Raw genomic sequence first — 15,871 nt, 5'->3', positions numbered from 1 at the left:
GAGTGCGCCCTCCGCTGTCCGCGTACCTGCGTACGGTGTACCCGCGTCCGGTCAGCCGGTCAGCCGGTCAGCCGGTCTGCGACGAGGCGGATGCGGCGTCGCTCGGGGTGCCCTTGTCGCTGTCGGACTCCGACCCGGCCGCCGGAGCCCCCGGCGTTCCGGAGGCGGAAGCGGACGGCGTGCCCGTCGGCGCCACCGGCAGCGAGCTCGGACCGAAGCCCGTGAAGTAGCTGGTCGCGGGAACGACGGACGCGCCGAGCGAGATCTCACCGGTCGAGCTGAGCTTGAAGACGACGGGCTGCACATTGCCGGCCTGCGCGGCCTCGCGGCCGTTCGCGATCACGGCGGACGCGTTGCCCTTGCCGCCGAGGACCACGCTGCCGCCGGCCGGGACCACGACGGGGCCGGAACCCTTGGCGGCGTGCAGCTCCACCGCGGCGCTCGTACCCGGCAGGGTGACGGCGTCCAGGGTCTGCGGCTTGACGCCGTTGTTGAACAGCGTCGCACTGACGACGGCAGGGCCCTCGGCGTTGCGCTCGGGCTGGGTGATGACGTTCGCGTTCTGGATGCTGATGTCACCGGAGGTGGTGGCAGCAGCATCCGGCCTGACGTTGAGCGACGCGGCGTCATTGCCCGCACCGCACGCGGTGAGCGAGGCGATCGAGAACACGATGGCTGTGGCGGCGAGGGCGCCGTGTCGAAGGCTGCGGCTCACGGCGGCGGCAACTCCTTGAACGTTCGGACTGCGGACGGGAGGGGCGGGCGACGTAAAGCCGCCCTAAGGGTGTGTCAGCGGCCTTAGGCTACCGAGCCGCCCCTCCGGCCCCGCACCCGACCCGCCCCTGCGCGCACCGACACTTCCCGGGGCCGGTCCCGTTCGGGCCCCGCACCCGGCCGGCGTTTGCGGACCGGCACATCCCGAAACCGGCCGACACACGCCGTTCACATATCGCCGGTGATCAATTCATGGAGCGTGGCGCATTCCGTTCGCATAACCGATCACACCGGGGCGCTGATCAATTCCATTGATGAGTCGCACTTACGTCCGTACGGGTGATCGATCTCCGAACGGAGTACGGAAAGTTCATCATCCAGAAACCGGCAAAATGGGACGTTCGACCACTCTGGAGGGGGGTTCGGATGCGTGTAACGTGGGCGTTTCGCCCCACCCGTACAGCCGCTCCGACCTGCGAATACCGTCTTCCGCGAGCCTGCCGCAGCACGTACGTGTTGCTGTTGTCAAGCCCCGAGATATGCCCTGACCTGCGGAAACGCCATTCAGGAGAAGCTGTTCTCGTGTTACCCTTGATAGCCACGGAAGGGGTACCTGTCACATGACGTTCAAGGTTGGCGACACCGTGGTCTATCCCCATCACGGGGCCGCGCTGATCGAGGCTATCGAAACTCGCCAGATCAAAGGCGTGGACAAGACCTACTTGGTGCTCAAGGTCGCCCAGGGCGACTTGACGGTTCGTGTGCCGGCGGACAATGCGGAGTTCGTGGGTGTGCGCGACGTAGTCGGGCAGGAGGGGCTGGACCGGGTCTTCGAGGTGCTGCGCGCACCGTATGCCGAAGAGCCGACGAACTGGTCCCGGCGCTACAAGGCAAATCTGGAGAAGCTCGCCTCCGGCGATGTCATCAAGGTCGCCGAAGTTGTTCGCGACCTGTGGCGTCGTGAGCGCGAGCGCGGACTCTCCGCAGGTGAGAAGCGAATGCTCGCCAAGGCTCGCCAGATTCTGGTCAGCGAGCTGGCTCTCGCGGAGAACACGAACGAAGACAAGGCCGAGGCTCTGCTCGACGAGGTACTCGCGTCCTGAACCGGCTCACGCCGGTCGTAAAAAATGTGCCGCGGTGCCCGCTGACGACCGTATTCACGGTACGTCGTCGGGCCCTGCGGCATGTCCGGATTCGGCCACGACGTGTCTGGATTGCGTTCTGATTCACCGATGCGTTGGCTTCATCGGCGATCCCCCCGATACGTTGCTCGCGATCTTGTGTAGCCGATCCCGAGCGACCGGTGCGGCTTGTCCGAATTCGACCGGGTGTCACGGAAAGGGCCCGATCGAGTCATGGCGTGGCGCCCGGCTCGCTTGTGGCCATACCCATGTCGGCTGTGGAAACAAACATGCCGAAACTTCGGAGTGCAACCGATGCCTGATCCATCGCGTCCGTACCGCACCGCCGCCGTGATTCCCGCGGCCGGCCGCGGCGTACGGCTCGGCCCGGGCGCCCCCAAGGCGCTCCGCGCGCTGGGTGGTACGCCCATGCTCATCCATGCGGTACGGGCCATGGCGGCGTCCCGTTCCGTCTCCCTGGTCGTCGTCGTCGCGCCGCCCGACGGCGCCCCCGAGGTCAAGAACCTGCTCGACGAGCACGCCCTGCCCGAGCGCACCGACTACCTCGTGGTGCCCGGCGGCGAGACCCGCCAGGAGTCTGTGCGGCTCGGCCTCGATGCCCTGCCCGAGGACGTCTCCGTCGTCCTCGTCCACGACGCGGCGCGCCCGCTGGTGCCCGTCGAAACCGTGGACGCGGTGATCGAGGCGGTACGGGACGGGGCACCCGCCGTCGTCCCGGCGCTGCCGCTCGCCGACACCGTCAAGGAGGTCGAGCCCGGTCCGCCGGGGGCGCCGGAGCCGGTCCTCGGTACGCCCGTACGGGCCAGGCTGCGCGCCGTGCAGACCCCGCAGGGCTTCGACCGCGACACGCTTGTGCGCGCGCACAAGACCGTCGCTGTCAGCGGCGACGGCGCCACGGACGACGCGGGCATGGTGGAGCAGCTCGGGGCGCCCGTCATGGTCGTACCCGGGCACGAAGAGGCGTTCAAGGTGACCCGGCCGCTGGATCTGGTGCTGGCCGAGGCGGTACTCGCACGCAGGAGGGCGAACGATGGTTTCTGAGGAACGGACCGGGCCCGTGATCCCGCTCGTCGGAATCGGCACGGACATCCACGCCTTCGAGGAGGGCCGCGAGCTGTGGTGCGCGGGACTGCTGTGGGAGGGCGAGGGGCCCGGCCTGGCGGGCCACTCCGACGCCGACGTCGTCGCGCACGCCGCGTGCAACGCACTTTTCTCGGCTGCCGGGCTCGGCGACCTCGGACAGCACTTCGGCACGGGGCGGCCCGAGTGGTCCGGCGCCGCCGGAGTCACCCTGCTGACCGAGGCGGCGCGGATCGTACGGGCCGAAGGCTTCGAGATCGGTAATGTCGCCGTTCAGGTCGTCGGCGTACGGCCGAAGATCGGCAAGCGGCGCGCCGAGGCGCAGAAGGTGCTGTCGGCCGCTGTGGGGGCGCCCGTCTCGCTCTCCGCCGCCACCTCCGACGGGCTCGGCTTCACCGGGCGGGCCGAGGGCCTCGCGGGGATCGCGACCGCACTGGTCTACCGCACGGGCTGACCCGCATACCGGCGTCCGCCCACCGCACTCGCAGCCGCAAGCTTTCCCCGCGATCCCGAAGGAGGCGCGGGGCACTGGTGCGCGCCCACTACCCTTGAGGCGTGACTATTCGCCTGTACGACACCAGCGCCCGGCAGATCCGTGACTTCGTCCCGCTCACAGCAGGCTGTGTCTCGATCTACCTCTGTGGCGCGACCGTGCAGGCCGCCCCGCACATCGGGCACATCCGGTCCGGGCTGAACTTCGACATCATGCGCCGCTGGTTCGCCTACCGCGGCTACGACGTCACTTTCATCCGGAACGTCACCGACATCGAAGACAAGATCATCACGAAGTCGGCCGAGCAGGGTCGCCCGTGGTGGGCCATCGGCTACGAGAACGAGCGGGCGTTCAGCGCCGGCTACGACGTGCTCGGCTGCCTCCCGGCCACCTACGAACCCCGCGCGACCGGCCACATCACCGAGATGATCGAGATGATGCGGGGCCTGATCGAACGCGGTCATGCCTACGCGGCCGACGGCAACGTCTACTTCGACGTGAAGTCGTTCCCCGGCTATCTGGAGCTCTCCAACCAGGACCTGGACGACCTGCGCCAGCCGTCGGGCGAGGGCGAGACCGGCAAGCGCGACCAGCGCGACTTCGCGATGTGGAAGGCCTCCCGGCCCGGCGAACCCAGCTGGGAGACCCCGTGGGGCCGCGGCCGGCCCGGCTGGCACCTGGAATGCTCCGCCATGGCCCACAAGTACCTCGGCACCGCCTTCGACATCCACGGCGGCGGCATCGACCTGATCTTCCCGCACCACGAGAACGAGATCGCCCAGGCCAAGGCATTCGGCGACGAGTTCGCCAGGTACTGGGTCCACAACGGCTGGGTCACCATGTCCGGCGAGAAGATGTCGAAGTCCCTCGGCAACTCCGTGCTGGTCAGCGAGATGGTCAAGCAGTGGCGTCCGATCGTGCTGCGCTACTACCTCGGCACCCCGCACTACCGGTCGATGATCGAGTACAGCGAGGAGGCCCTGCGCGAGGCCGAGTCCGCGTTCGCGCGGATCGAGGGCTTCGTCCAGCGCGTCACCGAGAAGGCGGGCGAGACGGTCGAGCCCGCCACCGAGGTCCCGCCCGCCTTCGCCGAGGCCATGGACGACGACCTGGGCGTCCCCCAGGCCCTCGCCATCGTCCACACCACCGTCCGCCAGGGCAACAGCGCACTCGCGGCGGACGACAAGGAAGCCGCCGTCGCCCGGCTCGCGGAGGTCCGCGCGATGCTCGGCGTTCTCGGCCTCGACCCCCTCGACGACCACTGGGCCGGCGAGAGCGACCGCGGCGACGACCTCCACGGCGTCGTCGACACCCTCGTACGCCTCGTCCTCGACCAGCGCCAGGCGGCCCGCGAACGCAAGGACTGGCCCGCCGCCGACGCCATCCGCGACCAGCTGGGCCAGTCCGGGCTCGCCATCGAGGACAGCCCCACCGGGCCACGATGGACACTCGGCCCGCGCCAGTAGTCCTCCCATGTGCCGCCCGGCGTCCCGGGCGGCACACTTCACTTAATACGTACGCATGTCTGAGAAGCAACGAAACAGGTAGGTCATGGCCGGGAACAGCCAGCGCAGGAACCGCCGCACGTCCAACAAGAAGGGCGCGCAGGTAGGCAGCGGTGGGCAGCGACGCCGTGGCCTCGAAGGCAAGGGTCCGACGCCGCCCGCCTCCGCCCGCAAGGGACACAAGAAGAACCGGATCGCCAACGCCCAGGCCAAGCAGGCCGCGGCCCGCCGCCCCGCGCCGCGGCGCGGCGGCGTCAAGGGCACGTCCGAGATGGTCGTCGGCCGCAACCCGGTCTACGAGGCCCTGCGCGACGGCGTTCCGGCGACGACGCTGTACGTCCAGCAGTACATCGACAACGACGAGCGGGTCCGCGACGCGCTCCAGCTCGCCGGCCAGCGCGGCAACGTCAACCTGATGGAGGCTCCGCGCGTCGAGCTGGACCGGATGACGAACGGCCTGAACCACCAGGGCCTCGTCCTCCAGGTGCCGCCGTACGAGTACGCGCACCCGGAGGACCTCACCGCCGCGGCGTACGACAACGGCGAGGACCCCCTGATCGTCGCCCTCGACGGCGTCACCGACCCACGCAACCTGGGTGCGATCGTGCGCTCCGTCTCCGCGTTCGGCGGCCACGGCGTGGTCGTGCCGGAGCGGCGCGCGGCCGGGATGACGGCGGGCGCCTGGAAGTCCTCGGCCGGCACGGCGGCGCGTACGCCGGTCTCCCGGGTGACGAACCTGACCCGGGCCCTGGAGGGCTACCAGAAGGCCGGGCTCACCGTCGTCGGCCTCGCCGCGGACGGTGAGCACACCGTCGAGGACCTGGAGGCCCTCGACGGTCCCGTCGTCATCGTCATCGGCAGCGAGGGCAAGGGCCTGGGCCGCCTCGTCGGCGAGACCTGCGACTACCGGGTCCGCATCTCGATGCCGGGCGGCGCGGAGTCGCTGAACGCGGGTGTCGCGGCCGGGATCGTCCTGTACGAGGTCGCGCGGCGCCGGGCCTGAAATGCACCCGGCCGGGGGGCGGCCGACCGGGCGCGCCCCCTGCCGGACCTCATTGACGGGCCTCGGACACTTGAGGCCCGTCAAGGCAGTGTCCTAAACACACATCACTCGGTTAGATGAGTGTGGACACCAGAACGCCTCGGTTCGACGATCAACCCGCCCTGAGCATGGCCAAGGTGGACTGCGACCCAGCGCAGGTCATCGTCAACCACGCCAGCTTCCGGGTGCAGCTCGCCCCCGGCCAGCGCCCGCGGCTTCGCGGTCTGGCCTCCGCCGGCGTGCCCAGGATCCCCGCCATGAGCGGCCGTGCCGGAGCAGTGCGCGGCAGGCGCTCGCCCGTCGTGTGGAGCGGCCGGTCCGCCCCCGGCGACCCCGGCGCCACCGGACTCCTGCAAGCCGTACGGAACTCCACCGCAGGCCGCCCGGTCACCGCGTACGACTCCTACGACCCCTACGCCGGTCACGAGTTCGACGGCGGGCTCGGCGCGGGCGGCACCCAGGTCATCGAGCGCCTCGAAGAGACCCGGCCCAACCCCGTCATCACCGCCCCCCAGCAGCCGGGCCGCCACGGCAAGGGCCCCCTGCTGCCGCCCATGCGCCGGGCAGTCGGCGCCTACGACCCCGTCGACACCGGGCCGTACGGCCAAGAGGCGTACGGCGAGGGAGAATACGACGAGGACGAGTACGACGACTTCGCCGACGGTCGGGGCCGGCGCCACGGCGGCGATTCCGTACGGCACGCGTACTACCCCGGGCGCCGGATGAACCTCGGCGTCGTGCTGCTGCCCATGCGTGTCTTCCTCGGCTTCATCTCCATCTACGCGGGCATGGGCAAGCTGTGCGACCCCGTCTACTTCGACGGCGGCGAGCGCGGCTCCATGGTCAAGTGGCTGACCTCGCTGCACCCCTGGGGGCTGGCCGAGCCATTGCGCGACATCGCGCTCTCGCACCCTGTCGGCGCCGGACTCACCGTCGCCTTCCTCCAGGTCCTCGTCGGCGTCCTCACCGTCCTCGGTCTCTGGCAGCGCGTCGCCGCCTCCGTCGGCGCTCTCCTCTCCGCCGCCCTGCTGGTCACCGTCAGCTGGCGCACCGTCGCCGTCTACGACGCGCCCGACATCATTTACCTCGCCGCCTGGAGCCCGCTGATCATCGCGGGCGCCCCCGTCTACTCCGTCGACGGACGGCTCGCCGGTGAGGCCTGGCGCAGGCTCGGCCCGCGCTCGGCGATCTGGGACCTCCGCCGCCGGGTGCTGCGCCGGGGCGCCGTCGTCGCCGCCGTCGTCGTCGGCCTCACCCTCCTCGTGGGCTCCATGCTCGGCAGCGCGGTCCGCTCCTCCGACGTCGTCACCGTGCCCGGTCCGAACGGCGACCCGACCAACCAGCTTCCCGGCTCCCCGCTCCCGCAGGAGTCCCGCAGCGGCCGGGCCTCCCGCACGCCCGACGGGCAGCGCCCCACGCCCTCCCGCAGCAGTGCCGCCACCACCCCGTCCGTAAAGGCGTCCACACCCGCTGCGGACGCCGTCCGCGAGCCCGGCCAGGCGGGGGCCGGTGCCGGACAGCCCAGCCAGACCCAGGGCACCGCCCAGCAGCTCCCGCGGCAGACGACCCCGCAGCAGCCGCCGTCCGGCAGCTCCGGCCCGAGCTCCTCCGGTTCCACCGGCACCGGCGGCGGCTCCACGGGCGGCGGCTCGGACAGCGGCGGCGGCTCCACCGGCGGAACGTCGGGCGGCGGGCAGAACCCCATCGGCGGCCTGCTCGGCTGAGAGGCTGTCGGACTGCGGTACGCGCGGGGGCGGTCACCGGAACGAACCGGTGACCGCCCCCGCGCGTACTCCGTCGCTTCTCGTTACCGCCCGTCCAGCTCTTTGGCGGCCTCGGTCAGGTCCTTGGCCGTGTCGATGGCCCGCCAGTACGCCCCGTGCGGCAGCGGATATCCGGCCAGTCTGCGCTCGCGGGCCAGCCGCGGGAACGTCGTCCGCTCATGGTCGCCCCGGTCCGGCAGCAGCGTCGTGAATGCCGGCGAGAAGACGTACACACCGGCGTTGATCAGATACGGCGACGGCGGCGACTCGATGAAGTCGGTGATGTGCCCGAACGCGTCCGTCTCCACGGCGCCCCACGGGATACGGGGACGGGCCAGGGCCAGTGTGGCGGTCGCATCGCGCTCGGCGTGGAACGCGGCCATTTCGCGCAGGGAGAAGCGCGTCCAGATGTCGCCGTTGGTGGCGTACCAGGGCTGGTCCGGATCGGGCAGCCGGGCGGCGGCGTACTTCAGCCCGCCGCCGCGGCCCAGCGGTTCGGTCTCCACGACGGTCGTCACGCGCAGCGGCAGCACCGCCGAGTCCAGCCACTCCTGCAGCACCTCGGCCAGATGACCGCACGACACCACGGCGTCGGTCACGCCCTCGGCGGCCAGCCAGGAAAGCTGATGGCCGATGATCGGGGTCCCGGTACCCGGGATCTCGACCATCGGCTTGGGGCGGTCATCGGTGTACGGGCGCAGCCGCGACCCCTGGCCACCCGCCAGGACCACGGCCTGCGTCGGATACGTATGCATGCCAGGCACGATATGTGGTGCCCGGACCGGCGGGTCAGCTGAACTGTGCGACACCCGAGGCGAACGACGTGTCGCAGACGGGACGCGAGAACCGGTGGGCGCGCGTCGGGCCGTACCGCTCGACCGCGGCACGGCCCAGCGCCTTCGCGATCGACATGCAGTGCCGGGCGAGCGAGGGGCGGCCCTCGACGGAACGCTGCAGATCCGTCAGCGCGACACCCGGGTCCTTCTGCCGGAGCTCCACGAGCAGCCGGTCACGGAGGACGTCCTGCGGGGTGCGCGCCTTGGCACGCTTCGAAACATTCTGAGCCGATGCGGTCAGGACCTGCGACTCGGAATTGTGCGCTGCCCACGGCACGCTGGTGACGGCGAGAGTCCCGGAGAGGACCATCACGACGGGCAGTACGAGAGCGAGAGTTCGGCCGATGCGGCGCGCGGTGTGGGTCACGCAGCGAGCGTAGCGGGCAGTGATGATGTGGCGACATTTAGTCACCCTTGAGGGGGAGGGTTCGAGGATGCTTTTCGAATCGCGTGTTGACGAATCTCGACGAAATGACTGGTGTGCCAGGGATTTCGCCGCCGTACGGATCCAAACTCAAACAAGCCCCACGGCGCGCGAACGGCCCCGCACGGAGAAATGCGGGGCCGGCTGCGGTGCGGGTGCGCGGCGTGTCAGTCGGTGAGACGCGCACCCGTCGAGGTCGAGAAGACGTGCAGCTCGTCCGGGCGCGGCACGACGTGCAGCTTGGTGCCCTTCTCCGGAACGGCGCGGCCGCCGACGCGGACGACCAGGTCCTTGTCCTCGCCGCCGACCCGCGCGGAGCCGTAGACGAAGCCGTCGGCGCCGAGCTCCTCGACGACGTTGACCGAGACGGCCAGACCGGCCGGGGCGTCGGCGCTGTCCTTCGAGAGCGACTTCGCGGCGGCGCCGCCGTGCTCGACGATGTCGAAGTGCTCGGGGCGGATGCCGACCGTGACGGTCGTGTCGCCCTTGTCCGCGGCGGCGGAGAGCGCCTCGCGGGAGACCGGGACGACGCTGTTGCCGAACTTCACGCCGCCGTCGGTGATCGGAACCTCGATCAGGTTCATGGCCGGGGAGCCGATGAAGCCGGCCACGAAGAGGTTCGCCGGCTTGTCGTACATGTTGCGCGGCGAGTCGACCTGCTGGAGCAGACCGTCCTTGAGGACCGCGACACGGTCACCCATGGTCAGCGCCTCGACCTGGTCGTGCGTGACGTACACGGTCGTGATGCCCAGACGGCGCTGGAGCGAGGCGATCTGTGTACGGGTGGAGACACGGAGCTTGGCGTCGAGGTTCGACAGCGGCTCGTCCATGAGGAAGACCTGCGGCTCACGCACGATGGCACGGCCCATCGCGACACGCTGACGCTGACCACCGGAGAGTGCCTTCGGCTTGCGGTCCAGGTACTCGGTGAGGTCCAGCATCTTGGCGGCCTCTTCGACCTTCGCCCGGATCTCGGTTTTGTTGACACCGGCGATCTTGAGCGCGAAGCCCATGTTGTCCGCGACGGTCATGTGCGGGTAGAGCGCGTAGTTCTGGAACACCATGGCGATGTCCCGGTCCTTCGGGGGCAGGTGCGTGACGTCGCGGTCGCCGATGCGGATCGCGCCGCTGTTGACGTCCTCAAGACCCGCGAGCATGCGCAGGGAGGTCGACTTGCCACAACCGGAAGGACCGACGAGGACGAGGAACTCACCGTCCGCGATGTCGATCTCGAGCTGGTCAACGGCCGGCTTCGTGGAGCCGGGGTAGACGCGGGACGCCTTGTCGAACGTGACACTGGCCATGCTGAATCTTCTCCTTCACCGGCAGGAACGTGCCGGACGATCCGAGTAAGGGAGTGGTCTGGTCCACTTGGGTGAACCCGCAGCGACGCTACCTGGCCATTTGAAATCTGTCAGTAGTTCAAGGGGCGCGAATTTTGGGACCGCGCAGGGGGCTTTGTTGGTTACACTGCTCCGGCACGCCTCCTTAGCTCAGCTGGCCAGAGCAACGCACTTGTAATGCGTAGGTCGTCGGTTCGAATCCGACAGGGGGCTCAGAGAAACCCCAGGTCAGATACCTGCTGACCTGGGGTTTTGTGTTGCTCGGGGCATGGCGGGGCGCACGGCTGGAGTGGCGTGGGACTGCCTGCGTGAGCGATGCGTGAGCGGAGGGGCTCTGGGCCCTACTTCCCGGGCTTCTTCCGCTTCGCCTTCTTCTTGCCTGCGGCCTCGGCCTTCTTGGCGCTCTGGGCCTTCTTCCGGGCTTTCTCCGCCTTGCGGGCGGCGTCCTCCGCCTCGGTCTTCCGCCGGAGTGGGACCAGCTTGGCGGTGGCCTCGGCCGCGCTCTTCCCGACGTGGGGGAGGACGCTCTGGTAGATGTCCCGGGTGATGCGGGTGTCGCTGTGCCCGAGCGTGGCTGACACGATCTTCACGTCAATGCCGGCGGCGAGCATGAGTGTCGCGGCTCCGTGGCGGAGGTCGTGCAGCCGGATGGGCGGCAGATCGGAGGCGGTGACGAGCCGTTCGAAGAGGTCGGTGACTTTTCCGGGGTGAAGCCAGGATCCGTCTTCCTGGGTGAAGACGAGCCCGGTCTCGAACCAGGCTGGTCCCCATTCCTCGCGGCCCGCCTCCTGCTGCTTGCGGTGCCGCTCCAGGACACCGACGGTGTCGTCATCCAGGGCTACGACGCGGAAGCCGCTGTCGGTCTTTGGTTCGGATGCCTCAACCTCCCAGCCGTCCTGAACGAGCTGTCCCGAGACGGTGAGCGAGTGCCGGTCGAGGTTGGTCTCCGACCAGGGCTGCCCGCACGCCTCGCCGCGGCGCAGGCCACGGAAGGCGAGGAACAGCCCAGCGGAGCTCGGCTTCTCGCCGACATCCGTCGGGTCTTCGCCGCCCAGCGCGAGGCCGACAGCCTCTCCACGGACGAACTCCTCCACCATCTGCGCCAGGACGCCGAGAGCCCCTGGGCGGAATGGGGACGCAACGGGCTGACAGCCCGCGACCTCGCAGCCATGCTGCGGCAGTTCGACATCGGGCCCGGCAACGTCCGGATCGCCGACGGAACCCAGCGCAAGGGATACACGCGCAACAAGTTCCTCGACCCCTGGCGCCGTTACTGCCCGACCGTCCACCCGGTCGACGCCGCCCCCGCGCCCCAGGAGGGCTGACCCCGCCGCACCCCCGGCTGCCGTCCTTGCCGTCCCTGCCGTGATTCCGCAGGTCAAACGCCATACACGCAAGACGGCAGCCGGGCTCAAGACGGCAACACGATCACGACCGCCGCGCTGAGCGCTGGAACCTCGCCCGCATCCGTCTTGTGCCGTCCTGCGCGTACGTGCCGTATCACCGCAGGTCACAAGCCATGAGGCCAAGACGGAAGGCGGGCTCGCCCCGTCCGCTGTCCAGATCCGGAGCCTCGGCGACCGCCAGGCTCCGGGCACGCCGCAGCCGCAGCCAAGACGGACGCCGGCCACCTCTGCCGTAACGGCCCTGACCAGCGCTTGCAACGGCCAAGACGCCGAAGACGCACCACGCCACCACCACAGGAGCATCCCGCTTGACCACCCCCGCCATAACCGCCCACCGCGCCACAGCCCACCGGGTGACCGGCTGGGACCGCGCCGCGATCCTCGCCCTCGGCGCTGCCGCGTGCGCGCTGTCGTACGACGCACTCCAGCAGATGGCCGTCGCTGTCCACATCCGGGGCTTCCTGACCTACCTCTTCCCGCTCGTGATCGACGGGTTCATCGCCTACGGGGTGCGGGCGCTCCTCGTCCTGCGCACGGCCCCGTTCCGAGCCCGGCTGTATGTGTGGAGTCTGTTTGGGACGGCGACCACGGCGAGCATCTGGGCGAACGCTCTGCACGCCGTCCGCCTGAACCAGGAAGGGGCCTCCGACGGCTTGTACCTGGGGGACGCCACGGTGGGCGTTCTCTCCACCATTGCGCCGCTCGCCTTGGCCGGTGCGGTCCATTTGCACATCCTGATCACCCGCGAGACGTCGGCTGTCGAGGCGCCGGAAGAGTCCGCGGGGGATATGGAGGCGAAGCGGCGCGGTGGTCGTCCGCCGGACGCCAGGGTGGAGGAGCTGGTCGAGATCGGCCGCGCCGCTGCCGCTGAGCAGGGAAGTCAGTCCCGCGCGGTTGTGCGGAACGCCGTTCAGGCCAAGGGGCTCGGCATCGGCGGTGAGCGGCTGACCGAGGTCATGGAGATCCTCCGCACCGAGGCGAAGACCGGTCCCGACAGCCCCTGATCGACTGGTTCGTGAGCCCAGTCGGGGTGGTCGGAACCATTCCGATCACCCCGTACAGGGCCCGTCCACACCCTGGGGACCGCCCTTGTGGATCCCCCACGGTCCCACCGCCCTTGCCTCTGGGATCTCCCGCTTTCGTCCGTCCACTGGAGAACCGCCCGTGACCCATGACCCGTACCAACCCACCACCGACACCGAAGCAGCCCCGACACAGCCGAAGTCGCCTACGCTGCTGGGGCGTTTGCAGCGCGCGTTCGGACGGACGGCCCCCGACGGAGCGACGGAGCCAGTAGTACCCCGAGTCCGACTCAAGGCCGGTCTTCGGGGGTCTCCGCCCCGGGGGTGGCGGAGACGGCCCAGCGCCAGGGGGCGCCGGACCAGGAAGTCGGCGAGGGCGGCCCCGACCCGGACGAACTCCACGCCACCCAGCAGCAGATCCTCCGCCCCGCGCCCGAAGACCAGCCCTCCCTCGGCGAAACGGCCGTGCAGAGCGTCCAGCCCACGATCCGCCGCTTCACCGGCAACAAGCGCACGGACCGCGTCGGCCCTCTGCTGTTCACCAACGACGAGCGCTCCCGTCTGCGGCAGGCCGCAGCTGAGCACGGCTACAAGGGCGAATCGGGCTTCGCCGCCGATGTCGTCCTCGCCTTCATCGACGGCCGGTTCACCGCCAATCTCCCCCTGTCCGAGGACCGCCGTCGCACGCACATGTTCCGAGCCCAGGTTCTACGTCAGCTCAACCGCATCGGCGTCAACGTCAACCAGATCGCCCGCGCACTCAACAGCGACCTCACCCCGCCCGACATCCGCCAGCGTCTCGACGAGCTCCACCACCTGCTGAAGCTGATCGCCGAGGCCCTGCGCGAGCCTGCCGACTCCAGGAAGGACCTGGTTGCGTGATAGCCGCCATCAAGCCGGCCGGGTCCAACACCCGCGGCCTGCTCGCCTACCTCTACGGACCCGGTCGGCACGACGAGCACGCCGATCCGCACATCGTGACGGGCTTTGCCATGCTCGGCATGCCCGACCCCGGCCGTGATGAGAACGCCACCCTCACCCAACTCGCCCGCCACCTTGACGAGCCGGTAAGGCTCCGCAACAGCGAGTTCGGCAAGGAGGTCACCAACCACGTCTGGCACTGCCCCGTCCGCGCAGCCCCCGAGGACCGCTACCTTTCCGACTCCGAGTGGGGCGAGATCGCCCAGCGCATCGTCCAAGCCGCCAGCATCGCCCCCGCAGACGACGACCTGGCCTGCCGCTGGATCGCCGTACGTCACGCCGACGACCACATCCACATCCTCGCCACCACCGTCCGCGAGGACGGCCGCCGCCCCAAACTCCACGACAGCGGCATCCGCGTCGGCAACGAATGCCGTGAGATCGAGAAGGACTACGGTCTGCGCGAGTTGAAGAAGGGCGACCGCACCGGCACCCGGCGTCCTACCCAGGCCGAGATGTACAAGGCTGAGCGCCTTGGATGGGAGCAGACCAGCCGCGAGTGGCTGCAGGACCGCATCCGCGCCGCCATTTCGCACGCTACCAGCGCCGAGGAACTCCTCGCCTACCTCGAAGCTGGCGACATCCTGGTCAAGCCACGTCACGGACCCTCCGGCGACCTGCTCGGCTACGCCGTCGGCCGCCCCGGCGACCTCAACACGCACGGCGAGCAGATCTTCCACCCCGGCGGAAAGATCGCCCCCGACCTGTCCCTGCCCAAACTCAAGGCCCGCCTGGAAAGCGCCGTGCCGGAGGAGCACCCCACCGCCCGCCGCAATCGGCCCGGCACTCCATGGCAACAGTCCACCGAAGCCCTCGACATCCTCCACGCCCACCTCACCGACCCCAGCAGCGGCGACAGCGGTGACGCTCTGTCCCAGGGCCAGATCGCCGCTCTCGGTGAACTGATTGAAGCCACCGCCCAGAAGGCTCCAGCGGACTTGCGTGTTCAGCTGCAAGCGGCCAGCAAGGCGTTTGCCCGTGCCCAGCGCTCCCAGATCCGGGGAGAAGACCGCGCTGCTCACGCTCTGCGGACCGCAGCTCGCGACATCGCCAACACCGCCACCGGCCCCGACGGCAGCGCCCTCGCCGCCCTCATCGCAGCCATGGTCTGGGCAGCCATCCTCGCCGGACGCTGGCACGAAGCCAAGGGCCACGCTCACCAGGCCAACGCCGCCCGACAGGCCCTCCAGCATCTCCAGGCAGCAGCCGACCACACCCTCACCCCCGCACTCATAGAGCTCGAAGCCCGACAGCCCAGGGCGGAGACCCGCCTCATCCTCGCTAGCGACGTACGCGCGGCCGTCCCCGAGCACGCCGACCGGATCCTCGCCGATCCCGATTGGCCCGCCCTCGCCACCGTCCTCGCCGACGCCGAAGCCGGCGGCCACAAGCCCCACCAGCTCCTCAAAGAAGCCGCCGCACAGCGTGAACTGACCACCGCCCGTCAACCCGCGCGCGTCCTGATCACCCGTATCCAGCACACCGCACGCAACCCCGCACCCAACCGCCTCGCCGAAGCTGCCCGCCGCCGCTCGACCATGACGTCCGCAGTCCCCACACAGCGGGCCCGAGAACTACAGACCCCAGTCGCAATCATGGCGCCCACCGAACAACAGCACAGTCAGCGCCGGTAGACCCCTCAGAACCCGGAGGTAAGCATGGCGTCGAGGTGCGCCTGCACCGGCCCCAAGAGTCCGTGCGGGACGTACTGGGGAATCTCGGCGTGGGTCACCCAAGCGAGCTCGGCCAGCTCGTCGGAGTCCGCCACGTGCGCCGTGCCACCCACCACCTCGCAGGCCGTATAGGACATCAGCCGATCGGTCGCCGGGTGGATGCGCTCGCCGAGCAACTTCACGGCTGCCACGTCCAGGCCGGTCTCCTCCTGGGTTTCCCGCACGGCGGCGTCTTCACGGGACTCGCCGAGCTCGACCTCGCCGGCGGGGAACTGCCAGGAGAGCTTGCCCTCGCTAACCCGGCGTCGCACCAGGAGCACCCGCCCCTCGCAAACGACGATGGCTGCGGCGATGCCTGGCCGTTCTTCAGCTCTCGGCTGCGTCATTTCCTCTCCTTCTGGGGACTCGCATGCCCAGTTTCTTGCTAGCGTCGTTGAGTCGCAATGG

General features: G+C 69.7%; 13 protein-coding genes, 1 tRNA gene and 3 pseudogenes. 11 read left to right on the top strand and 6 right to left on the bottom strand.

The features are described from left to right. Window positions 1-67 precede the first annotated feature (67 nt). Window positions 68-715, bottom strand: coding sequence for a copper chaperone PCu(A)C (locus ABT115_RS05525; protein ID WP_351784329.1), 648 nt, complete (start codon window positions 713-715; stop codon window positions 68-70). Between the two features lie 619 nt (window positions 716-1,334). Here ABT115_RS05525 and ABT115_RS05520 point away from each other — a divergent pair. The 6 genes from ABT115_RS05520 (at window position 1,335) to ABT115_RS05495 (ending at window position 7,700) form a co-directional block, all read left to right on the top strand. Beyond that, window positions 1,335-1,817: a CarD family transcriptional regulator gene (locus ABT115_RS05520; protein WP_006380568.1), complete on the top strand. Its 483-nt coding sequence runs from the start codon at window positions 1,335-1,337 to the stop codon at window positions 1,815-1,817. 333 nt (window positions 1,818-2,150) lie between these two features. After that, window positions 2,151-2,897 (top strand): 2-C-methyl-D-erythritol 4-phosphate cytidylyltransferase, encoded by a 747-nt coding sequence (gene ispD, locus ABT115_RS05515; RefSeq protein ID WP_351784327.1) that lies wholly within the window; start codon window positions 2,151-2,153, stop codon window positions 2,895-2,897. Next, a complete protein-coding gene (gene ispF, locus ABT115_RS05510; RefSeq protein ID WP_351784325.1) occupies window positions 2,887-3,390 on the top strand; it encodes a 2-C-methyl-D-erythritol 2,4-cyclodiphosphate synthase in 504 nt (167 codons plus the stop codon). Before ispD ends, ispF begins: the two co-directional genes overlap by 11 nt. A gap of 101 nt (window positions 3,391-3,491) precedes the next feature. After that, window positions 3,492-4,895 carry a cysteine--tRNA ligase gene (gene cysS / locus ABT115_RS05505; RefSeq protein WP_351784323.1) on the top strand — a complete coding sequence of 468 codons (1,404 nt, stop codon included), beginning with the start codon at window positions 3,492-3,494 and terminating at the stop codon, window positions 4,893-4,895. Window positions 4,896-4,980: 85 nt separating this feature from the next. After that, window positions 4,981-5,937 (top strand): 23S rRNA (guanosine(2251)-2'-O)-methyltransferase RlmB, encoded by a 957-nt coding sequence (rlmB, locus tag ABT115_RS05500; protein WP_351784321.1) that lies wholly within the window; start codon window positions 4,981-4,983, stop codon window positions 5,935-5,937. 167 nt (window positions 5,938-6,104) lie between these two features. Further along, window positions 6,105-7,700, top strand: a complete 1,596-nt coding sequence (locus ABT115_RS05495) for a DoxX family protein (RefSeq protein ID WP_351784510.1) — start codon at window positions 6,105-6,107, stop codon at window positions 7,698-7,700. A gap of 83 nt (window positions 7,701-7,783) precedes the next feature. Here ABT115_RS05495 and ABT115_RS05490 read toward each other — a convergent pair whose 3' ends face one another. From ABT115_RS05490 to ABT115_RS05480, 3 genes are all read right to left on the bottom strand, one after another. Continuing rightward, the gene (locus ABT115_RS05490; protein ID WP_351784319.1) at window positions 7,784-8,494 is read right to left on the bottom strand and encodes a nucleotidyltransferase family protein; all 711 of its coding nucleotides are present in this window, start codon (window positions 8,492-8,494) and stop codon (window positions 7,784-7,786) included. A 34-nt stretch (window positions 8,495-8,528) separates the two neighbouring features. After that, on the bottom strand, window positions 8,529-8,942 hold the full coding sequence (locus tag ABT115_RS05485; protein WP_351784317.1) for a hypothetical protein: 414 nt from the start codon (window positions 8,940-8,942) through the stop codon (window positions 8,529-8,531). 224 nt (window positions 8,943-9,166) lie between these two features. Continuing rightward, window positions 9,167-10,303, bottom strand: a complete 1,137-nt coding sequence (locus ABT115_RS05480; RefSeq protein ID WP_351784315.1) for an ABC transporter ATP-binding protein — start codon at window positions 10,301-10,303, stop codon at window positions 9,167-9,169. 178 nt (window positions 10,304-10,481) lie between these two features. Between ABT115_RS05480 and ABT115_RS05475 the strand changes: the two genes are divergently transcribed. Beyond that, a tRNA-Thr gene (locus tag ABT115_RS05475) sits at window positions 10,482-10,555 on the top strand. Between the two features lie 128 nt (window positions 10,556-10,683). Here the strand turns inward: ABT115_RS05475 and ABT115_RS05470 are convergent. Beyond that, a pseudogene (locus ABT115_RS05470) lies at window positions 10,684-11,340 on the bottom strand (site-specific integrase); the annotation flags it as partial. On the opposite strand from ABT115_RS05470, the pseudogene ABT115_RS05465 reads away from it, so the two are divergent. From ABT115_RS05465 to ABT115_RS05450, 4 genes and pseudogenes are all read left to right on the top strand, one after another. Further along, window positions 11,338-11,667, top strand: a pseudogene (locus tag ABT115_RS05465) (DUF3631 domain-containing protein); the annotation flags it as partial. The pseudogenes ABT115_RS05470 and ABT115_RS05465 overlap by 3 nt on opposite strands. Window positions 11,668-12,056: 389 nt before the next feature. Further along, window positions 12,057-12,495, top strand: a pseudogene (locus ABT115_RS30850) (DUF2637 domain-containing protein); the annotation flags it as partial. 599 nt (window positions 12,496-13,094) lie between these two features. Further along, window positions 13,095-13,652: a MobC family plasmid mobilization relaxosome protein gene (locus tag ABT115_RS05455; protein ID WP_351784311.1), complete on the top strand. Its 558-nt coding sequence runs from the start codon at window positions 13,095-13,097 to the stop codon at window positions 13,650-13,652. Beyond that, window positions 13,649-15,385 (top strand): relaxase/mobilization nuclease domain-containing protein, encoded by a 1,737-nt coding sequence (locus tag ABT115_RS05450; protein ID WP_351784309.1) that lies wholly within the window; start codon window positions 13,649-13,651, stop codon window positions 15,383-15,385. Before ABT115_RS05455 ends, ABT115_RS05450 begins: the two co-directional genes overlap by 4 nt. 5 nt (window positions 15,386-15,390) lie before the next feature. Here ABT115_RS05450 and ABT115_RS05445 read toward each other — a convergent pair whose 3' ends face one another. After that, window positions 15,391-15,810: an NUDIX hydrolase gene (locus ABT115_RS05445; RefSeq protein WP_351784307.1), complete on the bottom strand. Its 420-nt coding sequence runs from the start codon at window positions 15,808-15,810 to the stop codon at window positions 15,391-15,393. Window positions 15,811-15,871 lie beyond the last annotated feature (61 nt).

This window comes from Streptomyces sp. NPDC001832 (genome assembly GCF_040297265.1).
Taxonomy (GTDB): Bacteria; Actinomycetota; Actinomycetes; order Streptomycetales; family Streptomycetaceae; genus Streptomyces.
The sequence above is the reverse complement of the archived record's forward strand: the minus strand, read 5'-3'. Positions and strand labels throughout refer to the sequence as shown.

Excerpts from the sequence above, each read along its gene's own strand:
- ABT115_RS05520 (WP_006380568.1), top strand. The coding sequence starts at position 1,335 with ATGACGTTCAAGGTTGGCGACACCGTGGTCTATCCCCATCACGGGGCC.
- ispF (WP_351784325.1), top strand. The coding sequence starts at position 2,887 with ATGGTTTCTGAGGAACGGACCGGGCCCGTGATCCCGCTCGTCGGAATC.
- ABT115_RS05495 (WP_351784510.1), top strand. The coding sequence starts at position 6,105 with ATGGCCAAGGTGGACTGCGACCCAGCGCAGGTCATCGTCAACCACGCC.
- ispD (WP_351784327.1), top strand. The coding sequence starts at position 2,151 with ATGCCTGATCCATCGCGTCCGTACCGCACCGCCGCCGTGATTCCCGCG.
- rlmB (WP_351784321.1), top strand. The coding sequence starts at position 4,981 with ATGGCCGGGAACAGCCAGCGCAGGAACCGCCGCACGTCCAACAAGAAG.
- ABT115_RS05480 (WP_351784315.1), bottom strand. The coding sequence starts at position 10,303 with ATGGCCAGTGTCACGTTCGACAAGGCGTCCCGCGTCTACCCCGGCTCC.
- ABT115_RS05490 (WP_351784319.1), bottom strand. The coding sequence starts at position 8,494 with ATGCATACGTATCCGACGCAGGCCGTGGTCCTGGCGGGTGGCCAGGGG.
- ABT115_RS05445 (WP_351784307.1), bottom strand. The coding sequence starts at position 15,810 with ATGACGCAGCCGAGAGCTGAAGAACGGCCAGGCATCGCCGCAGCCATC.